Origin of the sequence: Burkholderia sp. NFPP32 (assembly GCF_900119325.1) — a bacterium.
Classification (GTDB): Bacteria; Pseudomonadota; Gammaproteobacteria; order Burkholderiales; family Burkholderiaceae; genus Burkholderia; species Burkholderia pyrrocinia_C.
Genome location: NZ_FPJP01000025.1, coordinates 38,348 through 53,249, shown reverse-complemented (window position 1 = coordinate 53,249; position 14,902 = coordinate 38,348). Strand labels below are relative to the sequence as shown.

Annotated in this window: 14 protein-coding genes and 1 pseudogene; 6 read left to right on the top strand and 9 right to left on the bottom strand. The window is 69.0% G+C overall.

Features of this window, described 5'->3' with window-relative positions:
- Nucleotides 1-65: 65 nt before the first annotated feature.
- A complete protein-coding gene (locus tag BT264_RS31105; RefSeq protein WP_072443740.1) occupies nt 66-1,601 on the bottom strand; it encodes a MocR-like pyridoxine biosynthesis transcription factor PdxR in 1,536 nt (511 codons plus the stop codon).
- Nucleotides 1,602-1,724: 123 nt separating this feature from the next.
- Here BT264_RS31105 and BT264_RS31100 point away from each other — a divergent pair, with 123 nt between their 5' ends.
- A complete protein-coding gene (locus BT264_RS31100) occupies nt 1,725-2,363 on the top strand; it encodes an FMN-binding negative transcriptional regulator (RefSeq protein ID WP_072443738.1) in 639 nt (212 codons plus the stop codon).
- 48 nt (nt 2,364-2,411) lie between these two features.
- Here BT264_RS31100 and BT264_RS31095 read toward each other — a convergent pair whose 3' ends face one another.
- On the bottom strand, nt 2,412-2,993 hold the full coding sequence (locus BT264_RS31095) for a thioredoxin family protein (RefSeq protein WP_072443736.1): 582 nt from the start codon (nt 2,991-2,993) through the stop codon (nt 2,412-2,414).
- Between the two features lie 233 nt (nt 2,994-3,226).
- On the opposite strand from BT264_RS31095, the gene BT264_RS31090 reads away from it, so the two are divergent.
- Complete coding sequence (locus tag BT264_RS31090) at nt 3,227-3,967, top strand: response regulator (protein ID WP_072443734.1); 741 nt, start codon at nt 3,227-3,229, stop codon at nt 3,965-3,967.
- On the top strand, nt 3,964-5,286 hold the full coding sequence (locus tag BT264_RS31085) for an ATP-binding protein (RefSeq protein WP_072443732.1): 1,323 nt from the start codon (nt 3,964-3,966) through the stop codon (nt 5,284-5,286). Before BT264_RS31090 ends, BT264_RS31085 begins: the two co-directional genes overlap by 4 nt.
- A gap of 45 nt (nt 5,287-5,331) precedes the next feature.
- Here the strand turns inward: BT264_RS31085 and BT264_RS31080 are convergent, their stop codons facing one another.
- From BT264_RS31080 to BT264_RS31065, 4 genes are all read right to left on the bottom strand, one after another.
- Nucleotides 5,332-5,964: an alpha/beta fold hydrolase gene (locus BT264_RS31080; RefSeq protein WP_072443731.1), complete on the bottom strand. Its 633-nt coding sequence runs from the start codon at nt 5,962-5,964 to the stop codon at nt 5,332-5,334.
- Nucleotides 5,965-6,017: 53 nt separating this feature from the next.
- Nucleotides 6,018-6,752 carry a metallophosphoesterase family protein gene (locus BT264_RS31075; protein ID WP_072443729.1) on the bottom strand — a complete coding sequence of 245 codons (735 nt, stop codon included), beginning with the start codon at nt 6,750-6,752 and terminating at the stop codon, nt 6,018-6,020.
- Nucleotides 6,753-6,840: 88 nt separating this feature from the next.
- Nucleotides 6,841-7,377: a GNAT family N-acetyltransferase gene (locus BT264_RS31070; RefSeq protein WP_072443727.1), complete on the bottom strand. Its 537-nt coding sequence runs from the start codon at nt 7,375-7,377 to the stop codon at nt 6,841-6,843.
- Nucleotides 7,378-7,389: 12 nt separating this feature from the next.
- Nucleotides 7,390-8,022, bottom strand: a complete 633-nt coding sequence (locus BT264_RS31065; protein WP_072443725.1) for a LysE family translocator — start codon at nt 8,020-8,022, stop codon at nt 7,390-7,392.
- Nucleotides 8,023-8,325: 303 nt separating this feature from the next.
- Here BT264_RS31065 and BT264_RS31055 point away from each other — a divergent pair, with 303 nt between their 5' ends.
- The 3 genes and pseudogenes from BT264_RS31055 (at nt 8,326) to BT264_RS31045 (ending at nt 12,137) form a co-directional block, all read left to right on the top strand.
- Nucleotides 8,326-9,519, top strand: coding sequence for a porin (locus BT264_RS31055; protein WP_072443723.1), 1,194 nt, complete (start codon nt 8,326-8,328; stop codon nt 9,517-9,519).
- Nucleotides 9,520-9,533: 14 nt separating this feature from the next.
- Nucleotides 9,534-9,752, top strand: a pseudogene (locus BT264_RS31050) (hypothetical protein); the annotation flags it as partial.
- A 459-nt stretch (nt 9,753-10,211) separates the two neighbouring features.
- Entirely contained in the window at nt 10,212-12,137 is a 1,926-nt protein-coding gene (locus BT264_RS31045) for an NHL repeat-containing protein (RefSeq protein WP_072443722.1), read from the top strand.
- A 25-nt stretch (nt 12,138-12,162) separates the two neighbouring features.
- Here the strand turns inward: BT264_RS31045 and BT264_RS31040 are convergent, their stop codons facing one another.
- The 3 genes from BT264_RS31040 to BT264_RS31030 are packed head-to-tail and all read right to left on the bottom strand — an operon-like array spanning nt 12,163 to nt 14,897.
- Nucleotides 12,163-13,110 (bottom strand): c-type cytochrome, encoded by a 948-nt coding sequence (locus BT264_RS31040; RefSeq protein WP_072443721.1) that lies wholly within the window; start codon nt 13,108-13,110, stop codon nt 12,163-12,165.
- Nucleotides 13,107-13,793 carry a c-type cytochrome gene (locus BT264_RS31035; protein ID WP_072443719.1) on the bottom strand — a complete coding sequence of 229 codons (687 nt, stop codon included), beginning with the start codon at nt 13,791-13,793 and terminating at the stop codon, nt 13,107-13,109. The genes BT264_RS31040 and BT264_RS31035 overlap by 4 nt, the downstream gene beginning before the upstream one ends.
- 60 nt (nt 13,794-13,853) lie before the next feature.
- Entirely contained in the window at nt 13,854-14,897 is a 1,044-nt protein-coding gene (locus BT264_RS31030) for a molybdate ABC transporter substrate-binding protein (protein WP_072443718.1), read from the bottom strand.
- Between the last annotated feature and the right edge of the window lie 5 nt (nt 14,898-14,902).

Here is a 14,902-nt window from a genome sequence, read left to right as displayed (position 1 = left end):
CCTAGCAAATGGCGCACGCGTGCCGGCGGCCGAAACGGCCTTTTGCTTGCAGGAGTTACAGACGATTACGTTTGTTGCCCGCGGACAACCTTTTGCGGCGTGCTCGGCCGCGATTCTTCCGACGAAACCACGTCCGCGAGCCGCTGCGCGGCCGCCTCCATCTGCGCGCGGCCGAAACCGCCGAAGCCGAGCACGAGCCCAGGGCGGGCCGTGCCCGGCGCGAACATCGGCGACACCGCGCGCACCGCGACGCCGGCCTGCGCGGCGCGCGCGACCACGTCGAGATCGTCGATCCCTTCGGCGAGCCACAGCACGACGTGCATCCCCTGGTCGCCCGGCTGCACCCATGCGCGTTCGCGCGGCAGCCGCGCGCCGAGCGTGTCGATCAGCAGCGCGCGCTGCTCCGCGTACACGCCGCGCACGCGGCGGATGTGGCGGTCGAGATGGCCTTCCGCGATGAACGCGGCCAGCACGTGCTGGTCGGCGGTCGGCGCATGGCGATCCATCAGCACGCGCGCGCCGCAGAACGCGGGCACGAGATCGTCGGGGGCGATCACGTAGCCGAGCCGCAGCGACGGAAACAGGATCTTGCTGAACGTGCCGAGATAGATCACGCGGTCGGGCGCGAGCCCCTGCAGCGACGGGAACGGATAGCCTTCGTAGCGCAGTTCGCTGTCGTAGTCGTCCTCGACCACCCACGCGCGCTGCGCGCGTGCCCATGCAAGCAGCGCGTTGCGCCGCGCCATGCTCAGCGGCATGCCGAGCGGGTACTGGTGCGACGGCGTGACGAATGCGGCACGCGCATGCGGTGCCAGGCGGATGCCCGCGTCGACGTCGATGCCGTCGGCGTCGACCGGCACGCGGACCATCGCGTCGCGCCGCCCGGTGCTTTCGAGCAGCGCGGTGATGCCGCGATAGGCCGGATTCTCGACCCACGCCTGGTCGTTCTCGCCGAGCAGCACCTGGCTCGCGAGATGCAGACCCTGCTGCGTGCCGCTCGTGATCACGACCTGGTCGGCCGTGCAGCGCACCGAGCGCGACCGGCGCACGTAGTCGGCGATCGCTTCGCGCAGCGGCAGCGCGCCTTGCGGATCGGCATAGCCGGACGGCGCGCCGGCGCCGCGTGCGCGCAGGCGGTTGCCGAGCCGGCGCCAGATGTCGTCGGGCGCGGTGAGGCCGATCGGTACCGAGATCGCGAACGGCATGGCCGGCAGCGGAAGGAATTCGCGGGCGATCCGCGCGAAGGTCGCGGCCGGCTCCGGCAGCCCGACGTGGGTCTGGCGCCTGCGTTGGGCGGGCGGTTCGGGTTCGTCGACGGGCGGCGGCCCGGCGAGCGCATGCGCGACGCGCGTGCCCGCGCCGCCGCGCGATTCGAGGAAGCCTTCGGCGACGAGCTGCGCATACGCGTCGACGACGGTGCCGCGCGCGACTTGCAGCGCGGCCGCCAGCAGCCGCGTGGACGGCAGCGTATCGCCCGGACGGACGTCGCCGCGGCGCACGGCGTCGCGCAGCGCCTGCGCGAGCTGGCGGCTCAGGTCGCCGGCCGCGCGATCGAGCGCGCCGAGCGACGGGATTTCGACGTTCCGGGCCGTTCTTGCCATGATTCTGGTCTTCTGAAAATGTTCCAAACCGGCTCTACAGCATAAACCAGTTTGGGGTAACAATCTGCGCATGACGGGCCCGCGCCCGAGCCATTTCAACCGCCGCATGACCGTGGAGCCGACATGTACGTCCCCGCCGATTTCAACGAGCCCAACCCCGATGCGCTGCGCGAGCTGATCGTGCAGCATCCGTTCGGCAGCCTGATCACGCACGGGAAGAACGGGCTCGACGCGAACCACCTCCCGTTCGAGCTGCTGCCCGGCGACGGCGGGCTCGGCGAGCTGCACGCGCACGTCGCGCGCGCGAATCCGGTCTGGCAGGACGTCGCGAACGGCGACGAGGTGCTCGTGATCTTCCGCGCTGGCGACGCGTACATCTCGCCGAACTGGTACCCAAGCAAGCACGTCGCGCACCGGCAGGTGCCGACCTGGAACTACGTGGTCGTGCATGCGCACGGCCGCATCACGGTGCGCGACGACGAGAAGTTCGTGCGCGGCGTGGTCGCGCGGCTGACGCGCACGCACGAAGCGTCGCAGCCGGTGCCGTGGAAGATGGGCGACGCGCCGGCCGATTATCTCGACACGATGCTGCAGGCGATCGTCGGGCTGCAGATCGAGATCACGCGGTTCGTCGGCAAGCGCAAGCTCGGGCAGAACAAGGCCGAAGCCGATATCCGCGGCGCCGGCGACGCACTGATGGCAGACGGGAAGCTCGCGATCGGGGAAGCGATGCTGGCGGCGGCCGACGCGAAGCGGGAGTGAGCACATCGAGATACGCGCGGGCGAGTGCGTTGCCCGCGCACCGGCGGGTTACTGCGTGCGCGTCGCGCCCTTCATGCCCTCTCCCGCCTGCGCGAGCGCTTCGCGAATCGCCGCCTCGGTCTTGTCGTACCCGCCTTCGCCATAACGCGTATAGACGACCTTCCCGTTCGCATCGATCAGGTACAGCGCGGGCCAGTACTGATTCCCGTACGCGCGCCACGTGTCGTAGCGGTTGTCCTGCGCGACCGGATACCGGATGCCGAAGCGCTTGATCGCATCGGCGACGTTGCCCGCGTCGCGCTCGAACGGATATTCGGGCGTATGCACGCCGACCACCACGAGCCCCTGGTCGCGATACTTCCGGTACCAGTCGTTCACGTACGGAATCGTATGAATGCAGTTGATGCACGAGTACGTCCAGAAATCGACCAGCACGACCTTGCCGCGCAACTGGTCGAGCTTGAGCGGCGCGCTGTTGTGCCAGCGGTCGATGCCGGTGAAATCGGGTGCCGGCGTGCCGGCCAGCGAGGTCGTCATGCCCGCGTCGGCGCGAGTGCCGGCGAAGGCGGCGAGCCCGGCCGTGGCGGCGAGGGCGATGACGAGGGCGGCGGTCTTGAGGCGGGGCAGCATGGCGTTCTCCTGATCGGGAGGCCGCCGCTCGGGCGCGGCGGCCGGACGTGTTTCGACAGGCCCCATTAGGCTGCGCCGACGTATCCGGGATGTGTCCGGCGAGCCGCGCGTGTGCAATGTTGTGTGTCGTCGCGGCCGCGCGATACATTGGGATACAAACGCGTGTCCGCCGTGCGGTATAAATGCGGACATCGCCAGCCCGAACCACCCGACACCGACAGCGACACCGACTCATGGACAAGATCGACCACGTGCTGATCGTCGACGACGATCGCGCGATCCGCGAACTGATCGCGGGCTACCTGGAGAAGAACGGCATGCGCGTGTCGCTGGCCGCGAACGGCCGCGAGATGCGCAACGCGCTGGACGACGGCGCGCCCGACCTGATCGTGCTCGACCTGATGCTGCCGGGCGAGGACGGCCTCACGCTGTGCCGCGACCTGCGCGCCGGCAAGTTTCGCACGGTGCCCGTGCTGATGCTGACCGCGCGCGGCGAGGAAACCGACCGCATCATCGGCCTCGAGATGGGCGCCGACGACTACCTGGCCAAGCCGTTCGCGGTGCGCGAGCTGCTCGCGCGGATTCGCTCGGTGCTGCGCCGCGCGCGCATGCTGCCGCCCGGCATGCAGGTGACGGAAACGGCCGAGCTGCTCGCGTTCGGCGAATGGCGGCTCGACACGACGGGGCGTCACCTGCTCGACGCCGAAGGCACGCTGGTCGCGCTGAGCGGCGCCGAATACCGGCTGCTGCGCGTGTTTCTCGACAATCCGCAGCGCGTGCTGACGCGCGACCAGTTGCTCAACCTCACGCAGGGCCGGCAGTCCGATCCGTTCGACCGGTCGATCGACCTGCTCGTGAGCCGGCTGCGCCAGCGGCTGCGCGACGGCGCGCGCGAGCCGCGCTACATCAAGACCCTGCGCAACGAGGGCTATGTGTTCTCGTCGGCCGTGACCGCCGTCGACGGTACGTCATGAGCGCGCGCACGCTGTGGCACTGGCCGCGCTCGCTGTTCGCGCGGCTCGCGCTGATCCTGTGCGTGGGCCTCGCGCTCGCGCAGACGCTGTCGTTCTGGCTCACGGTGACCGAGCGCGACCAGGCGACCACCAACCTGATGATGGGCTACATCGAGCGCGAGGTCGCGAGCTCGGTCGCGCTGCTCGACCACCTGCCGCCCGCCGAGCGCACCGCGTGGCTGCCGCGCCTCGCGCGGCGCAGCTATACGTTCATCCTCGGGCCCGGCGAAACGGGCACCCCGCCGGAAGCGCGGCTGTCGGCGCGCGTCGAGCGGTCGATTTCCGACGGCATCGGCGGCGACTACCCGCTGACCGCGAACGCGATCCCCGGCGACCGCGAACATCTGCAGGTGCATCTGCGCTTGACCGACGGGTCGCCGCTGACGATCGACATTCATCCGATGTCGACGGTGCCGCTGTCGGGCTGGCTGCCGGTCGTGCTCGTGCTGCAGCTCGCGGTGCTGGCCGCATGCTGCTGGCTCGCGGTGCGGCTCGCGACGCGCCCGCTCAAGCAGCTCGCGCAGGCCGCCGACGCGCTCGGCCCCGACCTGAAGGGCGAACGCCTGGACGAAGGCGGGCCGTCCGAGGTCGCACGCGCCGCGCGTGCGTTCAACGCGATGCAGGATCGCATCGCGCAGTACATGGCCGAACGCATGCAGATCCTCGCGTCGATCTCGCACGACCTGCAGACGCCGATCACGCGGATGCGGCTGCGCGTCGACGTGATGGACGACGACGTGCAGGGCACGAAGCTGCGCCAGGACCTGATCGAGATGGAGCATCTGGTGAAGGAAGGCGTCGCGTATGCACGGACGCTGCACGGCACCGAGGAAGCCGCGCGCCGCATCGATCTCGATGCGCTGCTCGACAGCATCGTGTGCGACTACACGGATGCGGGGCAGGACGTCGCGCTGCACAGCCGCGCGCCGCTCGCGCTCGTCACGCGGCCGAAGGCGCTGCGACGCATCGTCGGCAACCTCGTCGACAACGCGCTGAAGTTCGCGGGCGCGGCCGAAATCGACGTGCACGCCGCGTCGGACGGTGGGGCGGTCATCGCCGTGCTCGACCGCGGGCCCGGCATTCCGGACGATCAGCTCGACGCGGTGTTCGAGCCGTTCCGGCGTGTGGAGACGTCGCGCAACCGCGAGACGGGCGGCACGGGGCTCGGTCTTGCGATCGCACGGCAACTGGCGCTCGCGATGGGCGGCACGCTCACGCTGAACAACCGGCCGGACGGCGGCGGGCTGGAGGCGAGGCTGACGCTGAGGAATGCGGGGTGACGGGAGGCGGCGCGCGAGCGGCGCGTCTTCAGGTTCCGGTTTGGGTTACGGCTGAAGCACGCGACGTCGCACGCGCTGCAGATGCGCGTCGACGAGCGGTGCGAGCGCATGCGCATGCACGGCCGCGAGATCGTGCCGGCCGCCCGGCACGACGTGCAACTGCGCATCGGGCAACCGTTCGAGCAGGCGCCGGCCGGCCGCGACGGGGCTGATCGGATCGTCGTCGCCCCACAGCAGCAGCGTCGGTTGTGCGATGCGGCCGATGTGCTGCGACAGGTCGGCGCGCAACGTCATGAACCAGTCGGGCAACCGCGGGTTCGCTTCGGCGAAGCCGGCACGCCAGTCCTGCGCGCCGAGCCCTTCCATGTCGAGGCCGCCGGACGTGACCGTCAGCACCAGGTGCGTGACGAGTTCGGGTTTGTCGAGCGCCGCACGCATCGCGATCACGCCGCCCATCGATTGCGCGATCACGGCGGTCGGCCGGTCGATCGTTTCAAGCACATGACGCACGAGGCTGTCGAAATCGTCGACGGACGGATCGCGCGGCGTATCGCCGAAGCCCGGATAACCGACGATCCGCCGCTCGGCCGGATACGTCAGCAGGCCAGCCAGCGGTTGCCAGAAAGCGGTGCTGCCCGATGCGCCGGGCAGGAAGAGCAGTTGCGATGGAACGGGCATGGCGAGTCGGTTTTCCGATGAACGAAGCGGGGTGACGGGGAGGCGCGGTCGCGTCAGCACCGGCCGGTGCGCAGCGCGACGGTCCAGTCGTCGCGCCCGCGCGATGCCGCGGTGGCGGCGGCCGTGTGCCAGTCGTACTCGACCGCATGGAATTCGACGTTCCAGCCGGCCGGCGTGCGCGACACCATCGCGTAGCGCGCATGCGGCGAGCCGGTTTCGATCCGGTGCGGATGCGGCAGGTCGTCCGCGTACGCCTGCAGCCCGACGCTGCCCGGGTTGACGATCAGCCGGCCGTCGGCGAGCTTCGCGGTGCGCGGCACGTGCGTGTGGCCGCACAGGATCAGCGATGCCGGCGCGTCGCCCGCGCGCTGCGCGATTTCGTCGGGCGTGGCCGCGCGGCAGCCGTCGGGCGTGACCGTTTCGAGGAAATAGACGAGGTCGCTGGCCGGCGTGCCGTGCACCATCAGCACGTCGTCGTCGAGCGTCACGCGTTCGGGCAGCGCGGCAATCCAGTCGAGATGGTCGGCGCGCAGCGTGTCGCGCGCCCAGCGATCCGACAGCCCCATCGACGCGCGATCGCCGCTGAGCAGTTGCCGTTCGTGATTGCCCTTGACGGTCGGCAGGTCGAGTGCGATCAGGCGGTCGGCCGTTTCGGCCGGATGGAGCGCGCCCGACACGATGTCGCCGAGATTGACGATCACGTCGGCGCCGCGGCGGCGGACGTCGTCGAGCACAGCGTCGAGCGCGGCGAGATTGCCGTGGATGTCGGAGAGCGCAGCGATTTTCATGGCGGACCGTCGAGGCAGGGAACGGCGATTGTCGCCAATTCGGCGCGGGCCGTCCAATCGCGCCCGCGGTGTAGCCCGGTGCGGCGCGTCAGTCGGTCGCGAGCCGCGCGTACATCGCGAAATCGCCCGGCGTGCCGCGCACCATCCGGTACGCGCGCAGCAGCCCTTCGTAGCGGTAGCCGCACTTCTGCAGCACGCGCGCGGAGCCGGCGTTGCTGGTCAGCACGACGCCCTGGACGCGCATGAAACCGCCGTCGGAGAATGCCCACGCTGTGACGGCTTCACACACTGCACTCGCGATTCCGCGCCCCCAGTGCGCCGGCGCAAGGTCGTACGCGATTTCCGCCGAGCGGTTCGCGGTGGACACCGTATGCAGCCCGATCGTCCCGGCGAGCGCGCCCGATGCGGTGTCGACGATCGCAAGACGCCGGATCGAATCGGGGCCGGCCGATTCGATGTCGTCGAACAGCGGCAGCAGATCGTCGCGCGAGCGCAGGTTCCAGCTCGTGTGGCGGATCACGTCGGGGTTCGACAGGTACGCGTACCACGCGTCGAGATCCGCGCGTTCGAGCTGCCTGAGCGACAGGCCCGGAAAGCCGGAGCGAGGCGGTGCATCGACCCTCATCGGAACCCGCCCCTACGCGGCATGACGCCGGTAAAGCGCCAGCGACCCGGCAAGCGCGAGCAGCATCGCGCCGCACGTGCGCTCGAGCCACAGCGCGCCCGAGCGCTTCAGCAGCCGCACCGCGCGTGCGCCGAGCAGCGCATAGCCGAACATCACCGCGCCGTCGAGCAGCGCGAACGTGACCGCGAGCGCGACGTATTGCGGCGCGAGCGGCGCGGACGGATCGAGGAACTGCGGCAGGAACGCGGAGAAGAACAGATAGCCCTTCGGGTTCGTCACCGCTGTCAGGAAGCTCTTCGCGAAGATCGACGCGTTGCGCCCGGGCGCCGCGCCGCCATGCGCGGCGGCGACGTCGAGCGAACCCTTCGACGTCAGCAGCCGGATGCCGACATACGCGAGGTACGCGGCGCCGAGCCACTTCACCACCGAGAACCAGAACGCCGACGCCATCAGCAGCGCACCGAGGCCGAGCGCGACTGCGACGATCAGCACGAAGTCGGACAGCATCGCGCCGGCGAAACCGTACGCGGCGCGGCGCACGCCGTAGCGAGAGCCGTTGGTCAGCGCGAGCAGCACGGTCGGGCCGGGTGTCGCGATGCCGACGAACGCGACGGCGGCGAAGATCAGCAGGGTCGTTTCATTCATGAAGGAACTCCCGATGGATGGCGCGCGTTCGATTATCGGGTGCGCGCACGACCGCTGTACAGGCACGGCGGTCGTGCGCGTGGCCGCGCTTTCGACTATCTCGACTTTGGCAAGAAACTGTTTTCACTATTGCGCTTTAGTCTGGGACCGGTTCCATCTACCATGGCGACCGCAGCGGGCCTGGTCGCCGCGACGCCGCGCGCGGACGCCGCCGGCCTCGCACTGCCGGCGGATCTCGCCGCCCGCGCGCGACTCGCAACATCAAGCCAGAACAACGGGTTCACCGCCCGGAGACACAAAACCATGAACAAGCAACTGATCGCAGCACCGCTGCTGCTCTCGCTCGCGGGCAGCGTTTTCGCACAAAGCTCCGTCACGCTGTACGGCATCGTCGATGCGGGCGTGACCTATCGCAGCAACGAACGGGTCGGCTCGGCGGGCGCATACACCGGGCATTCGAGCGTCGGTCTCACGACCGGCAACCTGTCCGGCAGCCGCTGGGGCATCAAGGGGTTCGAGGATCTCGGCGGCGGGATGCGCGCGCTGTTCGTCCTCGAGAACGGCTTCGACATCGCCAACGGCACGTCGGGCCAGGGCGGCCGGCAGTTCGGCCGGCAGGCATTCGTCGGCATCGGCAGCGACCGCTACGGCGCGGTCACGCTCGGTCGCCAGTACACGTCGCTCGACGACTTCGTGAGCCCGGTCGGCCCGTCGTCGTTCATCGGCGGGTTCGGCGCGCACCCGGGCGACATCGACGATCTCGACCAGACCGCGCGCGTCGACAGCTCGATCAAGTACACGAGCGCCAACTACGCGGGCTTCACGTTCGGTGCGCTGTACGGCTTCGGCGGCCAGCCGGGCAGCATGAAGCAGCGCAACACGTGGAGCGTCGGCGCGGCATACGCGGCGGGCCCGCTGCGCGTCGGCGTCGGCTACGAGCGCTCGGACAACAGCAAGACGGGCGCGACCGACCCGACGACGGGCAAGTGGCAGAGTACCGACGACGGCCTGTTCAACTCGTCGATCAACGAAGGCTATGCGAGCGCGCAGTCGCAGCAGGTCATCGCGACGGGCGCGACGTATGACTTCGGCCCGGCCGTCGTCGGCGTGAACTACAGCAACGTGCAGTACCGCGGCGGCGACCGTTCGCTGTTCGCCGGCCACGCGACGTTCAACGTCGCGGGCGTGTTCACGCGCTGGAACGTGCGGCCGCAGACGCAACTGTTCGCCGGCTACAGCTACACGCGCGGCAGCGATGTCGATGGTGTCGACGGCCGCGCGCAGTATCACAACGTGACGCTCGGTGCCGTCTACGACCTGTCGAAGCGCACCAGCGTGTACCTGCTCGGCGCGTACCAGCATGCGTCGGGCATGACGCTCGACGCGCTCGGCCGGCCGGTGGCCGCGACCGCGTCGGTGTCCGACAAGGCGAACGGCCATTCGTCGGACTCGCGGTCGCAGGCGATCGTCAGCCTCGGGTTGCGCCAGAAGTTCTGACGCGCAGCAGTCGTTGCGGCCGCAACGTCGTTCGCAGCCGGTGCGGTGCCGTCACCGTCACGCTGCGCGGCGAGCCGAACAGCCTGACCGCGCGTGCGCACGGCGGGCAACTGCCGGGCGACCTGCAGCCGACGATGCATCTGTTCTACCGGCAGCGCGTGATCGACGTCGTCGATGCGCTGCCGAAATACCTCGACGGTTGGGACGGCCCGACGCTCGACAACGCGAACTGAACGATCGCGACCGCGTGCCGGCACGGTCGGCGCGCGGCTTGTTCCGCCGCATCCTTCTTTCTTCCGCCCGCCGCGTTCGCGGCACGCCCGATGCGCCAGTTTGCGAAACGCCGATTGCGCCGGATAATATTTTTTCTCTTTCATTTTAATTTCGATTTGTAATCATCGAGCCTCTTTCCGGCGGAATGAAAAGGCAATGCGGGCATGTCAGAAAAAATGACGCATTCGCATTGAGCGACCCGGAAGAAAATGCCGGGGAAAAGCGCCGAAATCGCGCTGCCGGCGGGCCGTTGCGGTGTGGCGAGCGGGTTTGACCATCATTGACGAAAAAGCGCCGGACGGCATAAAGCACGCGGTGAATAATTCGGGATGACGGCGAATGCGCTTTTGTCCGAATCACCAAGATTTCATGCGTCGCGATTTACAGTGTCGACACACGATCGTCCGGGAGCATTATTCATGTCAATGAAACAAATTCGCGCGGCATTGCTGGGAATGTGCATCGCCGTGCTGGCGCCCGCGAGTCACGCGCAGGCGCAATACTCGACGGACTGGCTCGCGAACACGTTCGGTACGCTGGCCGCCCACGTGGGCAACGGCGCGCGCTCGATGTGGGTTGCGCCCGAGGGCGTGATCTACACGGCGTCGCGCTGGGACGAGAACGCGGGCGGCGTCGCGATTTACCAGAACGGCCAGCCGCTCGGCACGATCGGCATCCACGACGAATTCCAGGGCGGCGCGATCACCGGCAATGCGTCGTCGCTGTTCGTCGCGCTCGGCTACAACCGCACGTTCGGCAGCGGCTCGGTGGGCCGCTACAACCGCGGCACGAACCAGCGCGACCTGCGCATCCCGGTCAGTGTGTGGACGGGCGTCCAGTACGCGGACGTGATCACGGGCCTCGCGACGGCCGGCAACCTGCTGTACGTGAGCGACTTCTACGGCAACCGCGTGCGCGTCTATACGACGGACGGCGTCTGGCAGCGCGACATCGGCGTATCGGGGCCGGGCGCGCTGGCACTCGACGCCGCCGGCAACCTGTGGGTCGCGCGCAAGAGCGCGGGCGTCGTCGCGCAGTTCAGCGCGACCGGCACGGCGATGAACACGATCCAGATGGCGGCCGGCGCGCGGCCGGCGTCGCTGTACTTCGATGCGTCGATGGGCCAGCTGATGGTGGGCGACGAAGGGCCCGACATGAACATCAAGGTCTACAGCGGGCTCCTCGGCCTGCCGGTCCAGGTCGGCACGTTCGGCGTGCAGGGCGGTTATCTCGACACGACGACGGGCATCAAGGGGCAGGTCGGCGACAAGCGCTTCACGCGCGTCGCCGCGCTCGGCAAGGATTCGGCCGGCAACCTGTACGTGCTGAACAACGCATGGGGCGGCGGCTGGGATCTCGGCCGCAACGGCAGCACCGACCTGCATTCGTACAGCCCGACGGGCGCGCTGCAATGGAAGCTGCAGGCGCTGAACTTCGAGGGGATCGCCGCGCCCGATCCGGTGACGGACGGTGCGTTCTTCTACAGCGGCAACAACGTGTACACGGGTTCGGCGGGCGGCACGTTCGTCGCGAACACGGTCGACCCGTTCACCTATCCGAAGGACCCGCGCCTCGACATGAAAGACTATCAGCGCGGCCAGCACTTCGGCCAGCTCGTGATGGTCGGCGGCAAACGGATTCTCGTCGCGTCGGGCCAGAACCCGGGCAACTTCAACTTCTATTACTTCAACACGGCGAGCGGCTATATCGCGATTCCGGCCGGCTCGCTGCCCGGCAAGCCGTTCAACACGACGCTGCAGGTGACGGCCGGTTTCGCGATCGACGACAACGGCGACGTGTGGGCAGGGCTGGACGGATCCAACGCGATTTCCCGCTACCCGATGACGGGTTTCGACGCGACCGGCAAGCCATCCTGGGGCAAGCCGACGACGACGCCCGTGCCGAGCACCGTGTCGCCTGTCACGCGAATCATCTACCAGGCGGACAGCGACACGATGATCCTCGCGCAGGGCCTCGCGGGCAACTGGGACTGGACCGCGATGAACGGGCACATCGAGGTCTATCACGGCTGGAAGAACGGCAACACGAGCGCGCCGAATCCGGTAATCAACCTGACGAGCGCGAATCCGAAATCGATCGCGGCGGCCGGCCACTACCTGTTCGTCGGCTACGTGCACACGGTGCCGAACATCGACGTGTTCGACCTGAACACCGGTGCGCTCGTCACCACGCTGACGAATTCGAACACGTCGGCGATGGACGTCGGCAACGACGTCGACTCGATGTACGGCGTGCGTGCATACCTGCGCTCGACCGGCGAGTACGTGATTACCAAGGACAACTACAACGGGTCGAGCATCGTCGTGTATCGCTGGCGTCCGTGACCGCGCCGGCCGGTGCGGCGCGGCGTCATGGCGCGCCGAGCACGCGGCCGTTCACGCCGAGCCCGTACATCGAGTCGGGCGAATCGTGGAACTTCGCGCGCGTGTCCTGCACGGAGCCGGTGAAGCGCGGGTCCTGCGGACGTTCGTGGCTGTCCATGAAGGTTGCGACATCCCACGCTTCCTGATCGGTCAGCGTGCCGCCGAGCCCGAGCGGCATGTTGGCCTTGATGAACCCGGCCGCATTGCGGATGTCGCCCATCCCCGCTCCCCAGTTGAACGAGCGCGCGCCCCACAGCGCCGGGAAGGCCGGCTTGCCGCCGCTCGACTGCCCCTGGCCGTCCGCGCCGTGGCACAGCGCGCAGTGCTGCGTGTAGACGGCGGCGCCGCGCGCGTAGTCGGCTTTTTGCGCGGGCGGCGGCAGTTTCAGGAAGCCTTGCCCCGGCAGCTTCGTGCCGACCGGCGCGCCCTTCGCTAGCCAGTACGAATAGGTTTCGAGCGCGACGAGGATCGGGTCGCCGGCCGGCGGCGCCTTGCCGTTCATGCTGTAACGGAAGCAGCCCTGCAGGCGCTCGGCGAACGTGTTCACGTGTCCGTTCTTGCTGCGGTAGGCCGGATACAACAGGTACGCCGCCCACATCGGGCTCGAATCGGGCCGGCGGCCCGCGTCGAGGTGGCAGCTCGCGCAGGTCAGCTTGTTGCCGACGTACTTGCCCGCGAACTCGGGCGTGTGCAGGAAGATCTGCTCGCCGAGCTTCACGGTCTTGCCGAAGTCGTCGGCGGGCATCGCGGATTCGGCGGGCGGTGTGAACGGCTTGACCGCTGCCGCGGTTGCGGCCGGTGCCGGTGCGGTCACGGGTGCGGAAGCGGCGGCCGGTGCATCCTGCGGCGCCGCCGCGAACGCGAGCGCGGGTATCCAGGCCGCGCCGAGCAGCGTGGCGCGGGCGCGGCGGATCAGCGTCGTGCGGTCGATCATCGCTTGTCTCCTTGAGCGGCGCCGCCGTGCGCATAGTAGGCGGCCACCGCGTCGATGTCAGCATCGGACAGCTTGCCGGCGATCATCGGCATCAGCGCCATCGGCCCGGGCGGGCGCGTGCCGTGTTTCCAGCCGTTCAACTGGCCGGCGATATACGCGGCAGGCTGTCCCGCGAGCGGCGGAAACGCGGTGCCGACGCCGAGGCCGCCGGGGCCGTGGCATTGCGCGCACGCGGGCAGGCCCTGCGACCAGCGCCCGCGCGTCGCAAGCCACGCGCCGGTGTTCGCGGGATCGATCGACGCGTCGTCGGCGGTGAAGACACCGGCCGGCGCGGGCAGGCTCGCGAAGTACGCGGATATCGCGTCGCGTTCGTGCGGCGTCAGCAGTTTCGAGAGCGGTTGCATGACCGGGTTCTGGCGGCTGCCGTCCGCGAACGCGGCAAGCTGCGCGGACAGATACGCGGCGTTGGTGCCCGCGAGGCGCGGGAAGCCGGCCGCCGCATTGCCTTCGCCGTGGCTGCCGTGGCAGCCGATGCAGGCGGCGACGCCCGTCGCCGAGCCCTGTGTCGCGAGCGTCTTGCCGAGCGTCGCGTCGTCCGCGTGCGCACGGCCGGCCAGCAGTGCCGCTGCGGCAAGCAGCAGCGGTGTGAGCCGGCGTCGCCGTGTGTCGACCGTATCGTTCACGTGTCCCCTCCTTGTCGTATGTCGCGTGCGCGCCGCCGTATGGCCGGCGCGGGCACGCGGTCAGCCTGCGTCGGGCCGGTCATCCGCCGGCGCGAGGTGCTGCACCGGTGTCGTCGCATCGTAGCGGCCGAAGCCGTAGCGCTGGAAAATCCGGAACGCTTCCGGCGACCGGATGAACGCGAGCCACGCGCGCGCTGCTTCCGGATGCGGCGCGTCCTTCACCATCGCACCCGCATAGATCGCCGTCGTATTCTGCGCGGCCGGAATGTCGATGTGCATCAGCGGATGCCCGACCTGTTCCTGGAATGCCGCTTCGGATTGCCACAGCACGCCGGCGTCCGCGCGCCCCTGCATCAGGAACAGCGCGGTTTCCCGATGGTGGATGTGCGTGAGTTCGGTCGTGCCGGCGCGCACCTTGTCGTCGTAGACGGTGCGCGCAAGCGCGTCGCCGCCGGCCTTCACGAGCGACGCGCGGATCTGCCGCGCGACGCCTTCGAATTCCGGGTTCGGCATCGCGAGCTTCACGTCGGGCCGCGCGAGATCGTTCAGCGACGCGATGCGCTTCGGATTGCCGGCGCGCACCATGATCGTCAACTGGTTCGTCACGTACGGCACCGCGGGGCCCGCGAGCGTGCCGTCCGCGATCAGCCCGTCGATCTTGCCGAGCCCCGCGAAATACGCGTCGGGCTTGACCGTCCACGTCATGTTGCCGACCGTGATCGTGCCGCCCGCGTGGATCTGCTTCACGAGCAGGCCGGGCGGGATCGTTTCCCAGTAGATGCGGCCGCGGTATTCGGGATGATCTTCCTCGAACTTCGCGACGAGCGGCGCCATCGCGAAGAAATAGTTGCCGCCGACGAACAGCACGAGCTTCGGTGCGGCGAGGTCGCCGTGGAAATCGGCGAGCACGTCGACCTGCGGCACCGTGAATTCGAGGCCACGATGAAGCGCGTCGTTGTTGCGGCCGTCCTGCCAGGGCGGAAAGATGGTCGTGGCGGTGTCGGCGAGCGACAGTGCGGACGCGCAGCACAGACAGGCGGCCAGCGCGGCGCGCAGCGTGCGCCGCCGGCGGCGCGACGGCGATTGCGGGGGGATCGAGGTCATCGAGA